This is a genomic window from Natrialba aegyptia DSM 13077, from assembly GCF_000337535.1.
In the GTDB taxonomy this organism is placed as follows: Archaea; Halobacteriota; Halobacteria; order Halobacteriales; family Natrialbaceae; genus Natrialba; species Natrialba aegyptia.
The window spans coordinates 104,801-119,605 of record NZ_AOIP01000040.1 but is presented as its reverse complement, the minus strand read 5'-3'; the positions used below and the strand labels follow the sequence as shown (position 1 = coordinate 119,605).

General features: G+C 58.9%; 13 protein-coding genes and 2 pseudogenes. 4 read left to right on the top strand and 11 right to left on the bottom strand.

Features of this window, described 5'->3' with window-relative positions; translation table 11 throughout:
• Nucleotides 1-172 precede the first annotated feature (172 nt).
• From C480_RS17445 to C480_RS17435, 3 genes are read right to left on the bottom strand one after another with little or no spacing between them, the layout of a single operon-like run.
• Nucleotides 173-619, bottom strand: coding sequence for a low molecular weight phosphatase family protein (locus tag C480_RS17445; protein ID WP_006666948.1), 447 nt, complete (start codon nucleotides 617-619; stop codon nucleotides 173-175).
• Between the two features lie 13 nt (nucleotides 620-632).
• Nucleotides 633-1,793 (bottom strand): ACR3 family arsenite efflux transporter, encoded by a 1,161-nt coding sequence (gene arsB / locus C480_RS17440; RefSeq protein ID WP_006666947.1) that lies wholly within the window; start codon nucleotides 1,791-1,793, stop codon nucleotides 633-635.
• Nucleotides 1,786-2,187 (bottom strand): ArsR/SmtB family transcription factor, encoded by a 402-nt coding sequence (locus C480_RS17435; protein ID WP_006666946.1) that lies wholly within the window; start codon nucleotides 2,185-2,187, stop codon nucleotides 1,786-1,788. The genes arsB and C480_RS17435 overlap by 8 nt, the downstream gene beginning before the upstream one ends.
• A gap of 445 nt (nucleotides 2,188-2,632) precedes the next feature.
• Between C480_RS17435 and C480_RS17430 the strand changes: the two genes are divergently transcribed.
• Nucleotides 2,633-3,001 (top strand): cupin domain-containing protein, encoded by a 369-nt coding sequence (locus tag C480_RS17430; RefSeq protein ID WP_006666945.1) that lies wholly within the window; start codon nucleotides 2,633-2,635, stop codon nucleotides 2,999-3,001.
• Between the two features lie 375 nt (nucleotides 3,002-3,376).
• Complete coding sequence (locus tag C480_RS17425; RefSeq protein WP_006666944.1) at nucleotides 3,377-3,799, top strand: CoA-binding protein; 423 nt, start codon at nucleotides 3,377-3,379, stop codon at nucleotides 3,797-3,799.
• Nucleotides 3,800-4,096: 297 nt separating this feature from the next.
• Here C480_RS17425 and C480_RS22360 read toward each other — a convergent pair.
• The 7 genes and pseudogenes from C480_RS22360 to C480_RS17395 all read right to left on the bottom strand — a co-directional run.
• A pseudogene (locus C480_RS22360) lies at nucleotides 4,097-4,507 on the bottom strand (DDE-type integrase/transposase/recombinase); the annotation flags it as partial.
• Nucleotides 4,508-4,613: 106 nt separating this feature from the next.
• Nucleotides 4,614-4,809: pseudogene (locus tag C480_RS23135) on the bottom strand (IS6 family transposase); the annotation flags it as partial.
• A gap of 330 nt (nucleotides 4,810-5,139) precedes the next feature.
• On the bottom strand, nucleotides 5,140-5,925 hold the full coding sequence (locus C480_RS17415) for an inositol monophosphatase family protein (protein ID WP_006666942.1): 786 nt from the start codon (nucleotides 5,923-5,925) through the stop codon (nucleotides 5,140-5,142).
• A 61-nt stretch (nucleotides 5,926-5,986) separates the two neighbouring features.
• A complete protein-coding gene (locus tag C480_RS17410; protein WP_006666941.1) occupies nucleotides 5,987-7,168 on the bottom strand; it encodes an ABC transporter ATP-binding protein in 1,182 nt (393 codons plus the stop codon).
• 11 nt (nucleotides 7,169-7,179) lie between these two features.
• Nucleotides 7,180-8,013, bottom strand: a complete 834-nt coding sequence (locus C480_RS17405; protein WP_006666940.1) for a carbohydrate ABC transporter permease — start codon at nucleotides 8,011-8,013, stop codon at nucleotides 7,180-7,182.
• Nucleotides 8,010-8,939, bottom strand: a complete 930-nt coding sequence (locus C480_RS17400; RefSeq protein ID WP_006666939.1) for a carbohydrate ABC transporter permease — start codon at nucleotides 8,937-8,939, stop codon at nucleotides 8,010-8,012. Before C480_RS17400 ends, C480_RS17405 begins: the two co-directional genes overlap by 4 nt.
• Before the next feature lies 1 nt (nucleotide 8,940).
• Nucleotides 8,941-10,326, bottom strand: coding sequence for an ABC transporter substrate-binding protein (locus C480_RS17395; protein WP_006666938.1), 1,386 nt, complete (start codon nucleotides 10,324-10,326; stop codon nucleotides 8,941-8,943).
• A gap of 170 nt (nucleotides 10,327-10,496) precedes the next feature.
• Here C480_RS17395 and C480_RS17390 point away from each other — a divergent pair, with 170 nt between their 5' ends.
• A complete protein-coding gene (locus C480_RS17390; protein WP_006666937.1) occupies nucleotides 10,497-11,462 on the top strand; it encodes a D-2-hydroxyacid dehydrogenase in 966 nt (321 codons plus the stop codon).
• A gap of 118 nt (nucleotides 11,463-11,580) precedes the next feature.
• Nucleotides 11,581-12,363 (top strand): IclR family transcriptional regulator, encoded by a 783-nt coding sequence (locus C480_RS17385; protein ID WP_006666936.1) that lies wholly within the window; start codon nucleotides 11,581-11,583, stop codon nucleotides 12,361-12,363.
• Nucleotides 12,364-13,290: 927 nt separating this feature from the next.
• Here the strand turns inward: C480_RS17385 and C480_RS17380 are convergent.
• The gene (locus C480_RS17380) at nucleotides 13,291-14,796 is read right to left on the bottom strand and encodes a glycosyl hydrolase family 28-related protein (RefSeq protein ID WP_006666935.1); all 1,506 of its coding nucleotides are present in this window, start codon (nucleotides 14,794-14,796) and stop codon (nucleotides 13,291-13,293) included.
• Nucleotides 14,797-14,805: the final 9 nt, after the last annotated feature.

Below are 14,805 nucleotides of genomic sequence, written 5' to 3'. Positions count from 1 at the left end.
GCTGTCGCATTCGAAAGGGTCGACCGGCGAACCGAAGTCGCTGCGACGTCGTTCAACAGCCTGTCGCCCGTCAGCGCAGCTCACGGCTCTCCGCGATAGCGGTCACAACTGTGCTCGCGATAGTTGTTCGGACCCATCAAAAACCGGGTACTAGGTGCGGTAGTACCGTTGCTCAGGTCGACGTATTGAACTCGTCGAACAGTGTAATGACTCGCTGTTCGATTTCATCACGGATCTCGCGTACTCGGTCGAAATCCTTTCCATCGGGATCCTCGAGCGCCCAATCACGGATGTCGACGGCTTCGCCAACGTCGCCGACGTCGAGTGTCGAACAGCCCATCGTGGCGACGTAGTCGCAGGACTGCAGTTCGTCGATCGTGATTTCACGGGGCGTTCGATCGGAGAGGTCGAATCCCGCTTCGTCCATTACCTCGATTACTTCCTCGTGGACGTGGTCAGCCGGATGGGTCCCACCGGTGAGAATTTCGACGCGGTCGGAGAGACCACGGCGGTCCCGTTCGCGCTCTGCAAAGGCCGTGGACATCTGGGAGCGGCCAGCGTTCTGGACGCACATGAAGGCGATACGGATCGGGTCGTCTGAAGCGCTGTAAGTGGACATGATTGTCGTATGATTAATCGTTGGCTGCTGGATCGGGCGCTGATGCATCGAGACTGCCGGTATTGGATCCGGGCCAGTCAAATTTCCGCTGGAAGCACAGGGCGACATTGACCAACGCAAGCAGGACCGGGACCTCGATGAGCGGACCGACGACGGTCGCGAACGCGACGCCAGAACCGACACCGAACACGGCGACTGCGACCGCGATTGCTAACTCGAAGTTGTTCGAGGCAGCCGTGAATCCAATCGCGGTCGTCGTCGAGTAGTCCGCGCCGATGCCGCGGCCCATCCCGAAGCTCACGAGGAACATCACGACGAAGTAGATCGTCAACGGAACGGCGATCAACAAGACATCACCCGGCGAGGCGACGATGTTCTCCCCCTGCGTGGCGAACATGACGATCACGGTAAACAGCAGTGCAACGAGGGTGAGGGGATCTATTTTCGGGATGAACTCCTCGTCGTACCACTCCTCTCCCTTGGCCCGCGTTCCGACGTAGCGGGTAAGGAAGCCGCCAGCAAACGGAATTCCGAGGAAGATGACGATCGCTTTGAATACGTCCCACGGCGTGATCTCGAAGGTCGTAATCCCGGTGACAAGCGCGTCCATGCCGAGCAACGGCGGGAGGAACAACGCGAAGAACCAGACGTACACCCCGTACGTGATGATCTGGAAGAGGCTGTTAAACGCGACCAGGCCGGTCACGTACTCGGTCGAGCCCTCGGCGAGTTCGTTCCAAACGAGCACCATCGCGATACACCGGGCCATCCCGATGAACACGAGTCCGAGGAAGAACTCGGGGCGAGCCGGAAGACCGGGGACGAGTCCGCTGAAGAAGATCACCGCGAGCCCGAACATGAGGGTTGGGCCGATGAGCCAGTTCTGGACGAGGCTGAGCCCGAGCACTCGCCAGTTACTGAACACCGCCCGGAGCTGCGAGTAATCGGCTTTCGCCAGCGGCGGATACATCATCAGTACCAACCCGATTTCCACGAAGTGGAGGTTCTGAATCGGCTCGGTGACCGACGGGGCGACGTATCCCAATCCCACACCGACTGCCATCGCGACGAAGATCCAGACGGTGAGGTACTTATCGAGGAAATCCATCGACCGCGGGTCCCCACAATCCGGACAGTCGCAGTTCGGGCCGTGTTCGTGTTCGACGTTACTCATCACCGTTCACGCTCCCTTCGAGGACCGTGACGAGTGCTATCGCACGATTGGTTGCCCGGTACTTCTTCCAGCGCCCGTCCTTCCGGCCGTCGACGAGACCCGCATCGACGAGTTTCGAGAGGGCGTGACTGAGACCGCTCTCGGTCACGTCAACGACCGCGTTCAACTCGCAAACGCAGAGTTCCTCCTGTGCTGCAACCAGTACGCGCACGAGCGTGTAACGCGTCTCGTTCCCGAGTGCCGAGAGGACATCGAGTTCAGCGTCGGCCTGTGCCGTCCCAAGTCCCGCCTCGAGCGTCCCTAGCTCGTCGAGCCGACGCTCGATATCCTCGCTTCGACACTCCTCGAGTTCGTCATCGAGATAGCGTCGAAGCCGTTCGGTTGATTGTGCCATCGAGACTGACTTGAACATTGTCTCAATTAAGCCTTCCGGAGAACCCCACGGAGGAATGCGTCGAGAAAACACTGTATTACCCACGTATCAATATACAACCGGTGAAGAGCTATACAATACGGTGCTCAACCGGTAAGGAGCTATACGATGCGGTGCTCGTTTTGGAACCCGACCAAAGAGTTTATGGGGTATGTATGAGTGGATATTCAATTGAATCGCGAATCAAATGAGTCGGACGCGGCTGTCGTGTGACGGCTGACTCCCAGCCTGGACGAGTTCACCACAAATGAATTTTCTACCCAGAAATGGAGGGAAGAATTCCGGTGCGGCTCGCCGGACAGCGTCGCGGCGACTTCAAAACTCGACACCGTCTGTTCCCCCGACAGAAGAACTAATGCTCCACAGCACGAGTGCTGTACTGGGTTTACGAACCGGGGACATCACAATGGCTGATTCCAACACAACAGCGTACCACCCGTTCATCGAAAGAGAGGCAGCAGGCGAACACACCATCCTCGAAGATTGTGAGATCGACGCACGGACTCACGAGTCGGACAAGGCCAGTGAACTCCACACGCACGATGAAACCCATATCATCTTCATGCGGACAGGAGAAATGCACTGGGAAGTTGGTGACGAGGAGTTCCATGCCACGCCCGGTGACACGATCGTTACGCCGCCAGACACCGAGCACAAATTCGAGGTCGTTGGGGATGAACCATCGAAGACGTTGTGTTTGATCGCACCCGCTCGCCCAACCGAGGATCAGGGCCCATCTGGCACACACGAAATCACCAAACCCGACGATATTTGATTCGTACAATCAGACCGCGTTTAGATCTCTGCTTACTCCTTCCCTCGCTGTCCGTCCGCAAACCCGGCGGCATCTCGTTTGAACTCGCGACAGAACAGCGATAGTAACAACTGAAACGAGTCGATTCCCACATCGATCGCATAACCCTCATGCGGTCGGGTGTGCACTGACTTGCAGCGGCTACTGTAGAACTCGCAGTCGATGCTGCTCACGAGACGCACGGGCACTCGTTGTACTCCCACTATGCTCGAAGAAGACTGAGTGCTGATCGAAAGACAGCACCAATCAGTTGCCATGTATTCTATACCGGTCAGACAGATAGTATGGGGTGAGTTGTGGCGATAGACTGATCGTTCCGACTCCAGTAGTGCAGGTATGCCAATCGAAGAGACGGACGAACTCCGACGAATCCTTGAGTACGACCGGGTTGCAGTCGTCGGAGCGTCGACGTCGCACGAGAAGGCAGCACACATCGTACCGGCGTATCTTCAGCGTCACGGCTACGAAATCACTCCTATCAATCCAAATGCGGACGAGATATTCGGTGAACGGGCGTACGACTCGCTGGCCGACGTTACGGAGCCGATCGATATTGTCGAAATCTTTCGGCCAAGCGAGGAGGTTCCGGAAATAGTAGAACAGGCGCTCGCTCGGGACGACGTGAAGGTAATCTGGATGCAACTTGGGATACGGCACGATGAGGCTACACAAACGGCAGAAGCAGCCGGGTTAGAAGTGGTTCAAGATCACTGTATGAAGGTCGAACATGGCCGGCTTATTCGCCACCCGATGGACTGACCGGAGATACTCACTCACTACGCCTTACTGCCCTTCGAGTACCCTGATCTACGGTAGTCGAGTTCGCCGTTGGTAGCAGCGGTGGATCTATCTCCATTCACAGATTTCGTCGGCACTGACTAAACAATCTCCGCAGGTATTCGTTCATCAAGTGCGTGATTCGGTCGTTGTTGATTGGGATACTTGCTGAACTGCTGGAACCACCGTCTACCAGTCGGCTGCCCGCTGAACTCGTGTGAAAACGGTTGATGGCACTGTCTAGCTTAGCACCTCCGCTAGCGTCTGTCCGTTGAGTGACTAATTCGGCCGCTGTGTGTTATAGTCGTGTACGAACTGTTCAAGCCATTCTCTGCCGCTCGCCCGGCTGCCGACCCATGAGTTATGGAAGCGGCCAATCCGAATTTTGAGGGTATGAAACCACTTTTCGATGTGGCTTCGGTCGACATAGGTGAGGTAACCGCTCAATCCTACTCGAGAGAGGGCAGTCAGATAGCCAGCACCATCGACGAGAAACTCAGCGTCGGAGAGATCGTGTTTCTCGGTAAGTCCATGCAGAAACGCAGCAGCTGGATCGGTGTCTCGCCGTCCAAAGAGCACTACATCGAGAATGAGATTCGTGTCAAGGTCTATTGCAGCGTACTCCCAAGATCGGATGCCAGTAATCCTGACAGCGGGTTCATCAACCGCGACCCGCGACGGCTGCGCCGTCCGCAGAACGCAAAGCGTTCTGCTGTCGAGCGAATCTTCGGTTCGCCGACCGTTGGAGCGCTTTGCGCTCCAAGAGGCCGCACGAGAGCGCCGCTCTCGTGGACGTCGGCGGGTCTGGGACGCTGTCAGCCAGGCGATGTACCAGTGCCAGATCGCTTGATGAGAGGGTTCAACGCCGAGTGAGCGAAGAATCGCTTGTGTTTCTCGAAGCGAACAACCGGTCGCGTGGTGCCCGACGGCGAACGCTCCCACCATTCATCAAATTCCGCCGCGTAGCTCTTGCTGAGCAGGTCTGCGAGCATGGATCCGAACTAACTCTACGACCTGCTCGTTCCTCAAACTGCGCTAACTAGACAGTGCCGGATCTGAGGAGTTATCAGATGGTTGTCTTTCCGGTGGTATATGGCTTTCTAAGAGAGATCTACGGGGAGAAATCGAAGACTCGTTCGCATCACACGAAGGAAACAACCGACTTCACGAAGGCGATTCGAACTGGTCTCACTAGAACTGTCGCGGCAGCGATCCGCACGTGGTGGTGTCGGTACTGAAATATCCGATAGCGGTCCGGTGAGACGATAAATGCACGACACCGGCTCGACGAGCGCTGAACTCTCAAGCGAACGAAGGTTCGCTTACGCTACCGCAGCCCGCACGCGTTCGACGATTTCGTCGTGGGCGCTCCCGTTCGATGCCACGAGACCCTCACAACCCGGCTTCCACGGGTTTCCCTCGAGATCGGTTACCACTCCACCGGCCCGTTCGACCAGCGCGATACCGGCGATCGTGTCCCACGGGTTCGGCTCCGGTTGAGGCGACACGGCTGCATCGAGCGTGCCGCGGGCGACCATCGCAAGCGTCACTTGAGCGCAGCCAAATCGGCGCAGATCGCCGAACTCGAGTATCGACTCCCGGAGGAGGTTGCCGAACTGTCGGTCGCGTTCGGATCCGTATCGAAGGATCGGCGCGACGACGAACCGCTCGAGATCCGCTTGATCGCTGACGGAGATGGGCTCGTCGTTCAGCGTTGCATCGGTGGAATCCGCCACGAACGTCTCCCCGAGCGCCGGGACGACGGTCACCGCCGCGACGGTTTCGTGGTCGCGAACGGCGGCGACCGTCGTCGTCCACAGCGGAACGCCGCGGACGAAGTTCGTCGTCCCATCAATTGGATCGATCACCCAGGCGTTGCCGTCCTCGGGAACGGACTTCAGTTCGTCCTCTTCCTCGCCGACGATCGTCGCATCCGGGTACGCGTCTCGAACGACCTCGATAACGCGGTGTTGGGTCTCAGTGTCGGCTTCGGTAACGAAGTCCATCTTCGAGTTCTTGGTCGCGACATCCAGCTCGGTGCGAAAGCGCTCGTGTGCGATCTCGGACCCCGCAATCGCCGCTTCGTACGCTGTGTCGTGTCGTGTCATCGTAATCGGATCGGTATTCGTGGTCTGGTTTCTAAATGGTGGTGAGTTTGCGGAGAAGGCGTTAGACGATTCGCGTCCCGTCCTCCTCGAACAACCACGCCTCCTCGGTCTGGATGTCGACGTGAACTCGATCGGTATCCCTCGCGATTTGGCCCTGTGGCGTGACCGCCGACAGATCGGTACTACCGGCGGACAAGTGGACGGCGTCCCGATCGCCGAGCGGTTCGACGACATCGAGGTCTGCGACGAACGCGCCGCGGTCGGTCTCGAGATCCAGGTACTCCGGGCGGATTCCGTAGATGACCGTCTCTCCGACGGACGGCTCGAGGTGTTCGGCTTGCGTCTCCGTGGCCGGAATCGTGTAGAAGTCGGACGCGAGCGCGATTCCATCGGCCGTCCGTTCGACGGTGCATTCGACGAGATTGGGGGACGGAGAGCCGATAAATCCGGCGACGAAGCGGTTCGCTGGTTCGTTGTAAATCTCGTAGGGCGTGCCGATCTGCTGGACGTATCCGTTGTTCATTACGACGATCTTGTCTCCCAGCGTCATCGCCTCCTCCTGATCGTGGGTTACGAAGATCATCGCCGTGTGCAACTCCCGCTGAATCTTTTTGACCTCGACGCGCATGTGATCGCGGAGGTTCGCATCCAGCGCCGAGAACGGCTCGTCGAGCAGGAACGCCGCGGGCTCCATCACCATCGCACGCCCGAGCGAGACGCGTTGCTGTTGGCCGCCCGACAGTTCCGAGGGCTTCCGGTCGAGGGCGTCGGAAAGCCCGAGCGTCTCCGCGACGTCCTCGACGCGGCCTCGCTTCTCCTCGCCCGAGAGGTCGGTATTCATGTCCAGTCCGAAGCGGATGTTCTTTCGGACGCTCATGTGCGGGAACAGCGCGATACTCTGGAAGACGAACGCGAGGTTCCGGTCCTTGGATTTCAACCCGGTGATATCCTCGCCGTCGACGGTGATCGACCCCCGGTCCGGCTCCTCGAGCCCGGCGATACACCGGAGCGTCGTCGTCTTGCCGCAGCCGGAGGGACCGACGAGCACGACGAACTCGCCCTCGTCGATTTCGATGTTCACGTCGTCACAGGCGACGACCGACCCCTCGTTGAACGTCTTTCGAACGCCGTCGAGACGAATCCGGTTGCCCGAGACGCTCGCGTCGACGGCGTTCTGGTTCCCGCTCGATGCTCCCGATCGTTCCGTTCGGGTATCCGAACTGGTGTCTTCTGTCTGTTTCATGGGTTCTCGACTCATACGCTGAACGCACTTTCCAGGTAGTTGCGCGCGACGAGGTAGATGATCGTCGGTGGGGTGCCGATGATGAGCGTTTCGGCCATCAGCTTCCCCCAGTAGACGCGTTCACCCGACCCGCCGCCGATGGTACCGTACAGTACCGGCACGGCTGGAACCGGCCCCGTGCCGGTGGTCAAGAGATTGGCGAAGAGGAAATCGTTCCATCCCGTGAGAAACGCGAGGAACCCGACGGCGACGATCCCGGGTGCCGCCAGCGGCAGAATAACGCGAACGAATGCGGTGAACTGCGTACACCCGTACACCTGTGCGGCCTCCTCGATGTCCGTCGGGAGGTTTTCGAAGAAATCCCGGAGAATCCAGATGGAAAACGGGGTGACGAACACCTGGTACGCCAGGATCATTCCGAAGATTGTGTTGTACACTCCCAGTGCAGTCCACAGGTCCATGATTGGGATGACTAGGAGGATGTACGGGAACATCATCGCCGAGATGATCGCGTAGAACCCGGCCGTTTTCCCGTAGAACTCCTTCCGGGCGAACGCGTAGGCGCCGGGAATCGTGATGACTAGCGCCAGCAACGCGGTGCCCGCACCGATCAGGAAGCTGTTGACGAGATTGCCCCGTAGTTCCTCGAACCCGCTCGTCCACGCTTCCAGCGTCGGCTCGTACGGGACGAGGTGCGGATCGGTAAAGAACTCGCTCGGCGGCATGAACGACACCGAGAGGATGAACAGAAACGGAACGAGGTTCGCGAGCACGAGAAACGCGACGACGCCGTACGCGGTCGCTTTCAGCGTCACGCCGGTCGCGTCGTAGCCGGTCGTGCTCATGCTCCCGCCCCCTCACTCGCGCGTTCGAACTCGCGAATGAACACGAAGACGAAGCCGAGGGTCATCACGAGCAAGACGATCCCAATAGCATACGAGATCCCCATCTGCCCTCGCTCGTAGGCGAATTGGTACAGTAACACCGCCAGGATGGACGTATCGTATCCCGGCCCGCCGTTCGTAAGCTGGAGCACCTGCGAAATCTTCGTCATGTTCCAGATGATTCGGATACTCAGTGCGACCAGGATGGCGCTTTTGAGCTGGGGGAGCGTCACGCGAAGGAACGTCTGGACCGGGCCTGCACCGTACATACGGGCGCTTTCGTACAGTTCTTCCGGGATGCTCTCGAGGCTGGCCGAGATGATGAGAAACATGAACGGCCAGAAGGTCCAGGTCGTCACGAACATCACGACCGCGAGCGACATGGGACCGCTGCTCCCCCAGTAGATCGTCTCCCCGAGAACGTTCAACTCGGTGAGATAGCCGAAGACGGGCCCGAAGTCCGGTTCGAGCAGATACGCCCAGATGGTCCCGATGACCAGCGGCGGCATCGTGTAGGAGAGCAGAAACGCCGCACTGACGAAGCTCTTCCCGCGGCGAAGTTCCCGCACGGCGAGCGCCGCTGCGAGTGCGACACCCAGCTGGAACACCGTCGTCAGCGAGAAGATCGCGGTCGCCTTCAGGGACGTGTAGAACGGCTCCCAGTTCAACAGGAACTCGTAATTCGCTGCCCCGATCCACGTCGGGTCGCCGCCGAAGGGCCACTCGTTGAAGCTCATGTAGATACCCTGCAGGAAGGGAAGCCACATGAGCACGATCAGGAACAGTAACACCGGCATGATCAACAGATAGGTGAACCAGTTCTCTCTGAGAACCGATCGGTAGCGTTCGGTTCTCCCGTCGATGTCGAAGAGACGTCGTGTCGACATTTCAGAGATCCACCTGATTACGTATTTCTTCGGCAGTCAGAGTGCAAGCCTCTTCGGCGCTGATCTTCCCACGGATAGCCTCCTGGAACCGCGGACCGGCGATATTGTACTGGATCGCGTTCATCTTGGGGTGGCTCGACCAGCCGTGTTCCATTCCCTCGACGGTCGTTTCGAGCGTCGAGATGTAATTACTCCGGGAGAGCGCCTCGTCGTCTTCGAGGTCCGGCCACACGTCCCTTCGAACCGGAAGCGTCGCCAGTGACTTCGGCACCTCCGCCTGGAAGTCCGCCGAGAGCAGTTTGTTGATCCACTGGATCGCCATCTCCTCGCGCTCTTGCCAAGCGTCTTCCGAGACGCCGTCGGGCTTTCGCATGAGCGCGACACACTGCGTGAAGAAGTCGCCGCGATTGCCCGCATCGCCCTCCCAGGACGGACCGAATACGATGGTTCCGTCCCTGATCATCTCCTCCGCTCGGCTCATGAACTGCCCGAAACCCTTCGTGCTCCCCTGGTACATACTCACCTCTCCCTGAATCAGCATCTGGGCGGCACCCTCGTTCGATGCCGTCGCCGCCTTCTCGGAGGAAAGTCCGTGTTCCCGGTAGAGGTCGACGTACTGTTCGGTCGCCTCCTTCCAGATGTCGTTGTCGTAGTTGACGTCCGACCACTCTTCGTCGAGGTACATCCCGTCGTACCCGCCCTTGGAGGCGGTCCACGTCACGAGCGCCTCGTCGGTAACGTCTCCGTGCTCGCCGTAGATCTGGAACCCGTACTCGCCCGGGCCCTCCTCCTGAAGCTGCGTCGCCACCTGGACGAGGTGCTCGTAATTCTCGGGGGGAAAATCGTCCTCGATCGAGAGACCGGCCGCGTCGAAGTGATCCGCCCGGGCGATGAACGGTGCCCCGACCTCGAGACCGATCGGAATTTCGTACAACTCCTCGTCGAATCCGCGATAGCAACTCCGGGCCATCTCCAGCGCCCACTCGACGTTCTCGAGCGCCCTGTCGTCGAGCCTGTCCCTGTACTCGCTGACGGGCTTGACCCAGCCGGGTTCGATGAACTGCCCGGTGAGCGAGTTCGTCGAGTCGTAGAGAAGCGGCCGATTGCCGTTCTGGATGTTGTTCTTCCACTTGCCGCCGTTGATGTCGTCCCAGGTCGACCAGTTCATCTCGAGTTGCGCGTCCTGCTCGCGCTGGAACTCCTCGACGGACGTTTCCATCAACTCCGCGGCGACTTCCGATTGCGAGTGAAAGTACTCCCAGTACTCGTTGGTATTTCCCGCGCCGGTCGATCTGTCGACGATATCGCTGAGGCAGCCGGCTGAGCCTGCAGCCCCGACGCTACCAGCAGTTACGACAAACTGGCGTCTCGGCATCTGGCTTGCCATACAGGCACATGCAGTATCGACTCCAATAAACATTTGGATTAGATCATTATCAATTATAGCGGACCGATCGCTCACAGCGCGTGCCGATTGGCCAGAATTAATAACCCCACCGCAAGTTTGGTAGGACGCTGTCGCGGGGTACACTCGATCTCCCGGCGGCGGAGTCTACTATGAGCAACGATACACCGGACGTTCTCGTCCTACGCTCCGACACGCACGGACTGCCAGCGCGCGAGTACGCCGACCTGCTCGACGAACAACTCCCGGATCACGACGTACGGCTCGCCCGGACGCCGGCCGAAGAGCGCGAATACATCGAACACGCCACCGTCGTCTCCGGCGTCGACATCAACGAGTCGCTGCTAGAGCGGGCGGAAAATCTCGAACTGTTCGCGGGCATCGCCGCGGGCTACAACCATCTGCCGCTCGATACCCTGCGCGAGATGGACGTCGCCGTCACCAACGCCTCCGGGATCCACGCGCCGAATATCGCGGAGCAGGTCGTCGGATACGTACTGACCTTCTCGCGGCGGCTACAGGAGGGGCGACGGCGGCAGAATCGCCACGAATGGCGCCACTATCAGGGCCACGAACTGATGGGAAGTACGGTCACCGTCGTCGGCCTCGGCGCGATCGGGACGGCCGTCGTCGAACGACTCTCCGGATTCGACGTCGAAACGATCGGCATTCGATACACGCCCGAGAAGGGCGGCCCGACGGACGAAGTCGTCGGATTCGACCGAGAGGCCGTACACGACGCGCTGGCGCGAACCGAATACCTGATCGTCGCCGCGCCGCTGACGGAGACGACGCGCGGATTGCTCGCAAGCGCCGAGTTCGAGACGCTGCCGCCGGACGCGAAGCTGATCAATGTCGGTCGCGGGAAGATCGTCGACACCGACGCGCTCGTATCCGCGATTCGGACGAATCAGATCGACGGGGCCGCACTCGACGTGACCGACCCCGAACCGCTGCCCGCGGATCACCCGCTGTGGGACTTCGAGAACGTCATCATCACCCCGCACAACGCCGGTCACAGTCCGAAACACTGGGATCGACTGGCCGATATCGTCGCCGGAAACGTAACGGAACTGTCCGAAACCGGCGACACGGAGACCCTCACGAATCTCGTCTGATCGACACCGCGAGCCGACGATTGACGGCAAAGGCGAGGTCCCGGTTCGAATGCCCAAAACACCGTCGCGCTCCTCGTCGAGAGGCATCGTTAAAGGCGTGCGAGTCGATGACGGAGATATGTTCGACAACGCATCCGAATCGACGGCGAACAACACGCTCGGATCGGTCGAGAAAGCCTTCACCATCCTCGAACAACTCAGACGATCGGGGACGATCGGAGTCTCCGAGCTGGCGACGGCACTCGAGATCCCCAAAAGCACGATTCACATCTACCTACAGACGCTACGGAAGCAGGACTTCGTCGTCCAGGACGACGGCGAGTACGCGTTGAGCTACCGGTTTCTGGAGTACGGCGGCGAGCACAGGAATCGATCGCGGCTGTACGAAGTCGCGCGACCGGAAGTAGACAAACTCGCGTCCGAAACCGGCGAGGTGGCAAACCTCGGTATCGAAGAGAACGGCCTTCGAGTTCTCCTCTACAAGTCGGAGGGGCCCGAGGCGATCCACGACAACGCCCCGATCGGAGAGTACGCGCACATGCACTGGACGGCCCTCGGAAAGGCGATGTTGGCCCACTACCCGACGAGCCGCGTCGAGTCGATCATCGACACCCACGGGTTGCCGCGTGCGAACGAGCACACCATCACGGACGCCGACGAACTCGTTACAGAACTCGAGGACATCCGCGAACGCGGCTACTCCGTGGAGGATCAGGATCGAAGACACGGCGTGCTCACGATCGCCGCCCCGATCGTGGATCGGCAATCGGACGAGGTCATCAGTTCGGTATCGGTATCCGGACCGAAGAATCACCTGGACGACCACGATCGGTTCGACGAACTCGTGGCAGCAGTCAAGAAGGCGGCGAACGTGATCGAACTTCGCTACTCGCACTACTGAACTCGAGTTCCGTCATCGTTATCTGAGATGCGTGATCGGATTGGCCGTTCAATGATGCTGAACGCGTTCCCAGCCACTGCTTCGCTCATCAATACCAACCCGCGTTCTTTACACACATACAGTTGTAATCTAACGGTCTGTACTATCAGTATCTTCGGGACGATTGCGCGGTTACACGCGATTCGCAGCCGGGAATAATTGTTCTCGGCCACCGATGTCCAGAATTATTACCACCATGAATTCTCTGTTCAAGATTGTTGTGTTCCGCCTGATGGTCAGTACTCCCTCTCAAGATGCAGTCCTCGTCAACACCCTGAGAACGTCTCTGACCGTTCGAGACACACCCGGTTCAGAACCACACAGTCGGTGATCGGGCTACGGTTTTCCCTTGTGAACTCGTTCTGGATCGAACAGCCTCAAATTGGAACTGGTATATGTCAGAAAATACAGATATAAACAGCAAGGTGGTGACTCGAGAATCCAGTAGTACTAATTTCGATAAGAAAGATGGTCATTTATATTGTGTGATTTGTACAACACTATAGGTAAGTAGTTTCCAACGGGAAACGGTCCAGGCGGACCGTTTCAGACCCAACAACTGTGGTTCCGCATCAATGAATCGACCGTGGATTATAGGGCCCTGTATCCGATGCATACAGCAAATTAATTGGGCTTTCAGATTAATACCGGCTGTTTTGTCATATTCATCGGAACGGGATCGAAAATTGGGTTCTTATATTCAAGATAGTCACTGCCGCTACCAGAACTCGTGGGCGGGTAGTTGGGTGAGTGTTAGAGAGAGTATTGTTCTATTCATGGATTCTCATAACAGACAACAACAGCACAAATCACTCGATAAACAATTTCCAGTGGAAGTTCTAAAGCAGACAGATTACTGAAAAGTGACTGATTACAGGGTATAGATACTCACGAGGTAGCCCATTCCCGAAGTTCCCCAGCTGCATCGACTTCGACCCGCTGGCCCACATCGTCGAACGTGACACCGCCGTAGGAGACACTGCTTTCGGGACCGGCGTAGACGGCAGTACTGCCACAGTTCGCCGCGCGAGCGGTTGTGAGTGTGACATCGACGTTTTCCCGGAATCGGAACGACTGGTCGTCTGCCCCGGTCGCAGTTACTGTGTTCATCTTCAGGTCGACCATGTCGTCGAAAATGATCGCGTTCGTGAACGGACCGTCGACGGTGACGTTCGATATCGCGGCTCCGTCAAACCCACTTGCGTACAGCCCAGACCCGCCAGCTACCTCACTGTCATCGGTTCTGACCGTAGTGTTGTTGATCGTCAGGTCGCGCCGTCCACGCTTGCTGTGACCCAGCGTGATTCCCCTCGCGTTGTCGATGCAGGAAACGTCGTCGATGGTCAAATTTTCGACTTCCTCGCTGGGATCGGCTCTGATTGCCGTATATTGACACCCCGCGATATAGCCGTCTTTGATCGTGATCGATTCGTTCGGCCCGCGGTGCAGGTGGATACCGTACTCGGGGCCGTTCGCCGGGTCGATCTGGAAGTTCGTGAGAGTGCAATTCCTGGACGGCGTATCGTCGTCGGTGACGAGTTCATCGTCGCTGCCGGTCCAGATGCTATTCCAGCCGGTTCCCGACTGTTGGCTGTCGAACTGTATCGGCGCGTTCGAGTCGCCCTCGCCGCCGCGAGTCGCCCAGTAGCCGTCTACGACGACGTTTTTGGATGAGACGATGTCGATGTGGTGATAGTAGATCGCGTCGCCGTAGATATTCTCCACTCTGACGTTTGCCGCGTGAGCGGGCATGATCCCGGTCGACTCCGGGGCGTCGATGCGAACGTTGCAAACGCCCCAGTTCGACGCGCCGTCGTAGCCGGTCGCGTCGTACCCCCGGTTAGAGAGGAGCGCTCGACCCTCGGTACCGTCGGGACGCGGTCCCTCGAAGACGGTCGAGCGACCCGCACCGAGGAGGATCGTATCGTCGCCGATCAGCGGCGTCCGCTCGAAAAGATATCGACCGGGCGGGAAGTACACGATGCCGCCGCCGGCCCGGGCGACCGTCCCGAGGAGTTCGTGGACGGCCCGTCCGACGTAGGTTGTTCCATCTCCCTCGATTCCGTGGGCTTCGACGTTCCACACGGGAGTTTCCTCGGTCCGGGCGTCGACGATATTCGCCGCCTCGAAGTGACTCGTTCCAGGGACCGGTTGCTCGGCACACCCCTGGCCGCTGAAATAGACCCAGTCGTCGCTCGCGGCGTCCCAGCGCCAGGTGATCCCCTGGTCGGTCGCGTGGAAGAGTTCGTCGTCGTACTCGCCCGTCGCCGGGCGGTCGGCGATCGGACCGCGCACGATCGCGTGTTCGTCGACCGCCTCGACCGTATCGGTGTGATCCCACGATTCCCCCGCTTCGTACGTCCCGAGTCCGAGACGCGGCGTTTGCTCACCCATATTATGTCG

Bases quoted from the DNA above. Each gene is read 5' to 3' on its own strand.
- C480_RS17445 (WP_006666948.1), bottom strand. From the start codon at position 619: ATGTCCACTTACAGCGCTTCAGACGACCCGATCCGTATCGCCTTCATG.
- arsB (WP_006666947.1), bottom strand. From the start codon at position 1,793: ATGAGTAACGTCGAACACGAACACGGCCCGAACTGCGACTGTCCGGAT.
- C480_RS17435 (WP_006666946.1), bottom strand. From the start codon at position 2,187: ATGGCACAATCAACCGAACGGCTTCGACGCTATCTCGATGACGAACTC.
- C480_RS17430 (WP_006666945.1), top strand. From the start codon at position 2,633: ATGGCTGATTCCAACACAACAGCGTACCACCCGTTCATCGAAAGAGAG.
- C480_RS17425 (WP_006666944.1), top strand. From the start codon at position 3,377: ATGCCAATCGAAGAGACGGACGAACTCCGACGAATCCTTGAGTACGAC.
- C480_RS17415 (WP_006666942.1), bottom strand. From the start codon at position 5,925: ATGACACGACACGACACAGCGTACGAAGCGGCGATTGCGGGGTCCGAG.
- C480_RS17410 (WP_006666941.1), bottom strand. From the start codon at position 7,168: ATGAAACAGACAGAAGACACCAGTTCGGATACCCGAACGGAACGATCG.
- C480_RS17405 (WP_006666940.1), bottom strand. From the start codon at position 8,013: ATGAGCACGACCGGCTACGACGCGACCGGCGTGACGCTGAAAGCGACC.
- C480_RS17400 (WP_006666939.1), bottom strand. From the start codon at position 8,939: ATGTCGACACGACGTCTCTTCGACATCGACGGGAGAACCGAACGCTAC.
- C480_RS17395 (WP_006666938.1), bottom strand. From the start codon at position 10,326: ATGGCAAGCCAGATGCCGAGACGCCAGTTTGTCGTAACTGCTGGTAGC.
- C480_RS17390 (WP_006666937.1), top strand. From the start codon at position 10,497: ATGAGCAACGATACACCGGACGTTCTCGTCCTACGCTCCGACACGCAC.
- C480_RS17385 (WP_006666936.1), top strand. From the start codon at position 11,581: ATGTTCGACAACGCATCCGAATCGACGGCGAACAACACGCTCGGATCG.
- C480_RS17380 (WP_006666935.1), bottom strand. From the start codon at position 14,796: ATGGGTGAGCAAACGCCGCGTCTCGGACTCGGGACGTACGAAGCGGGG.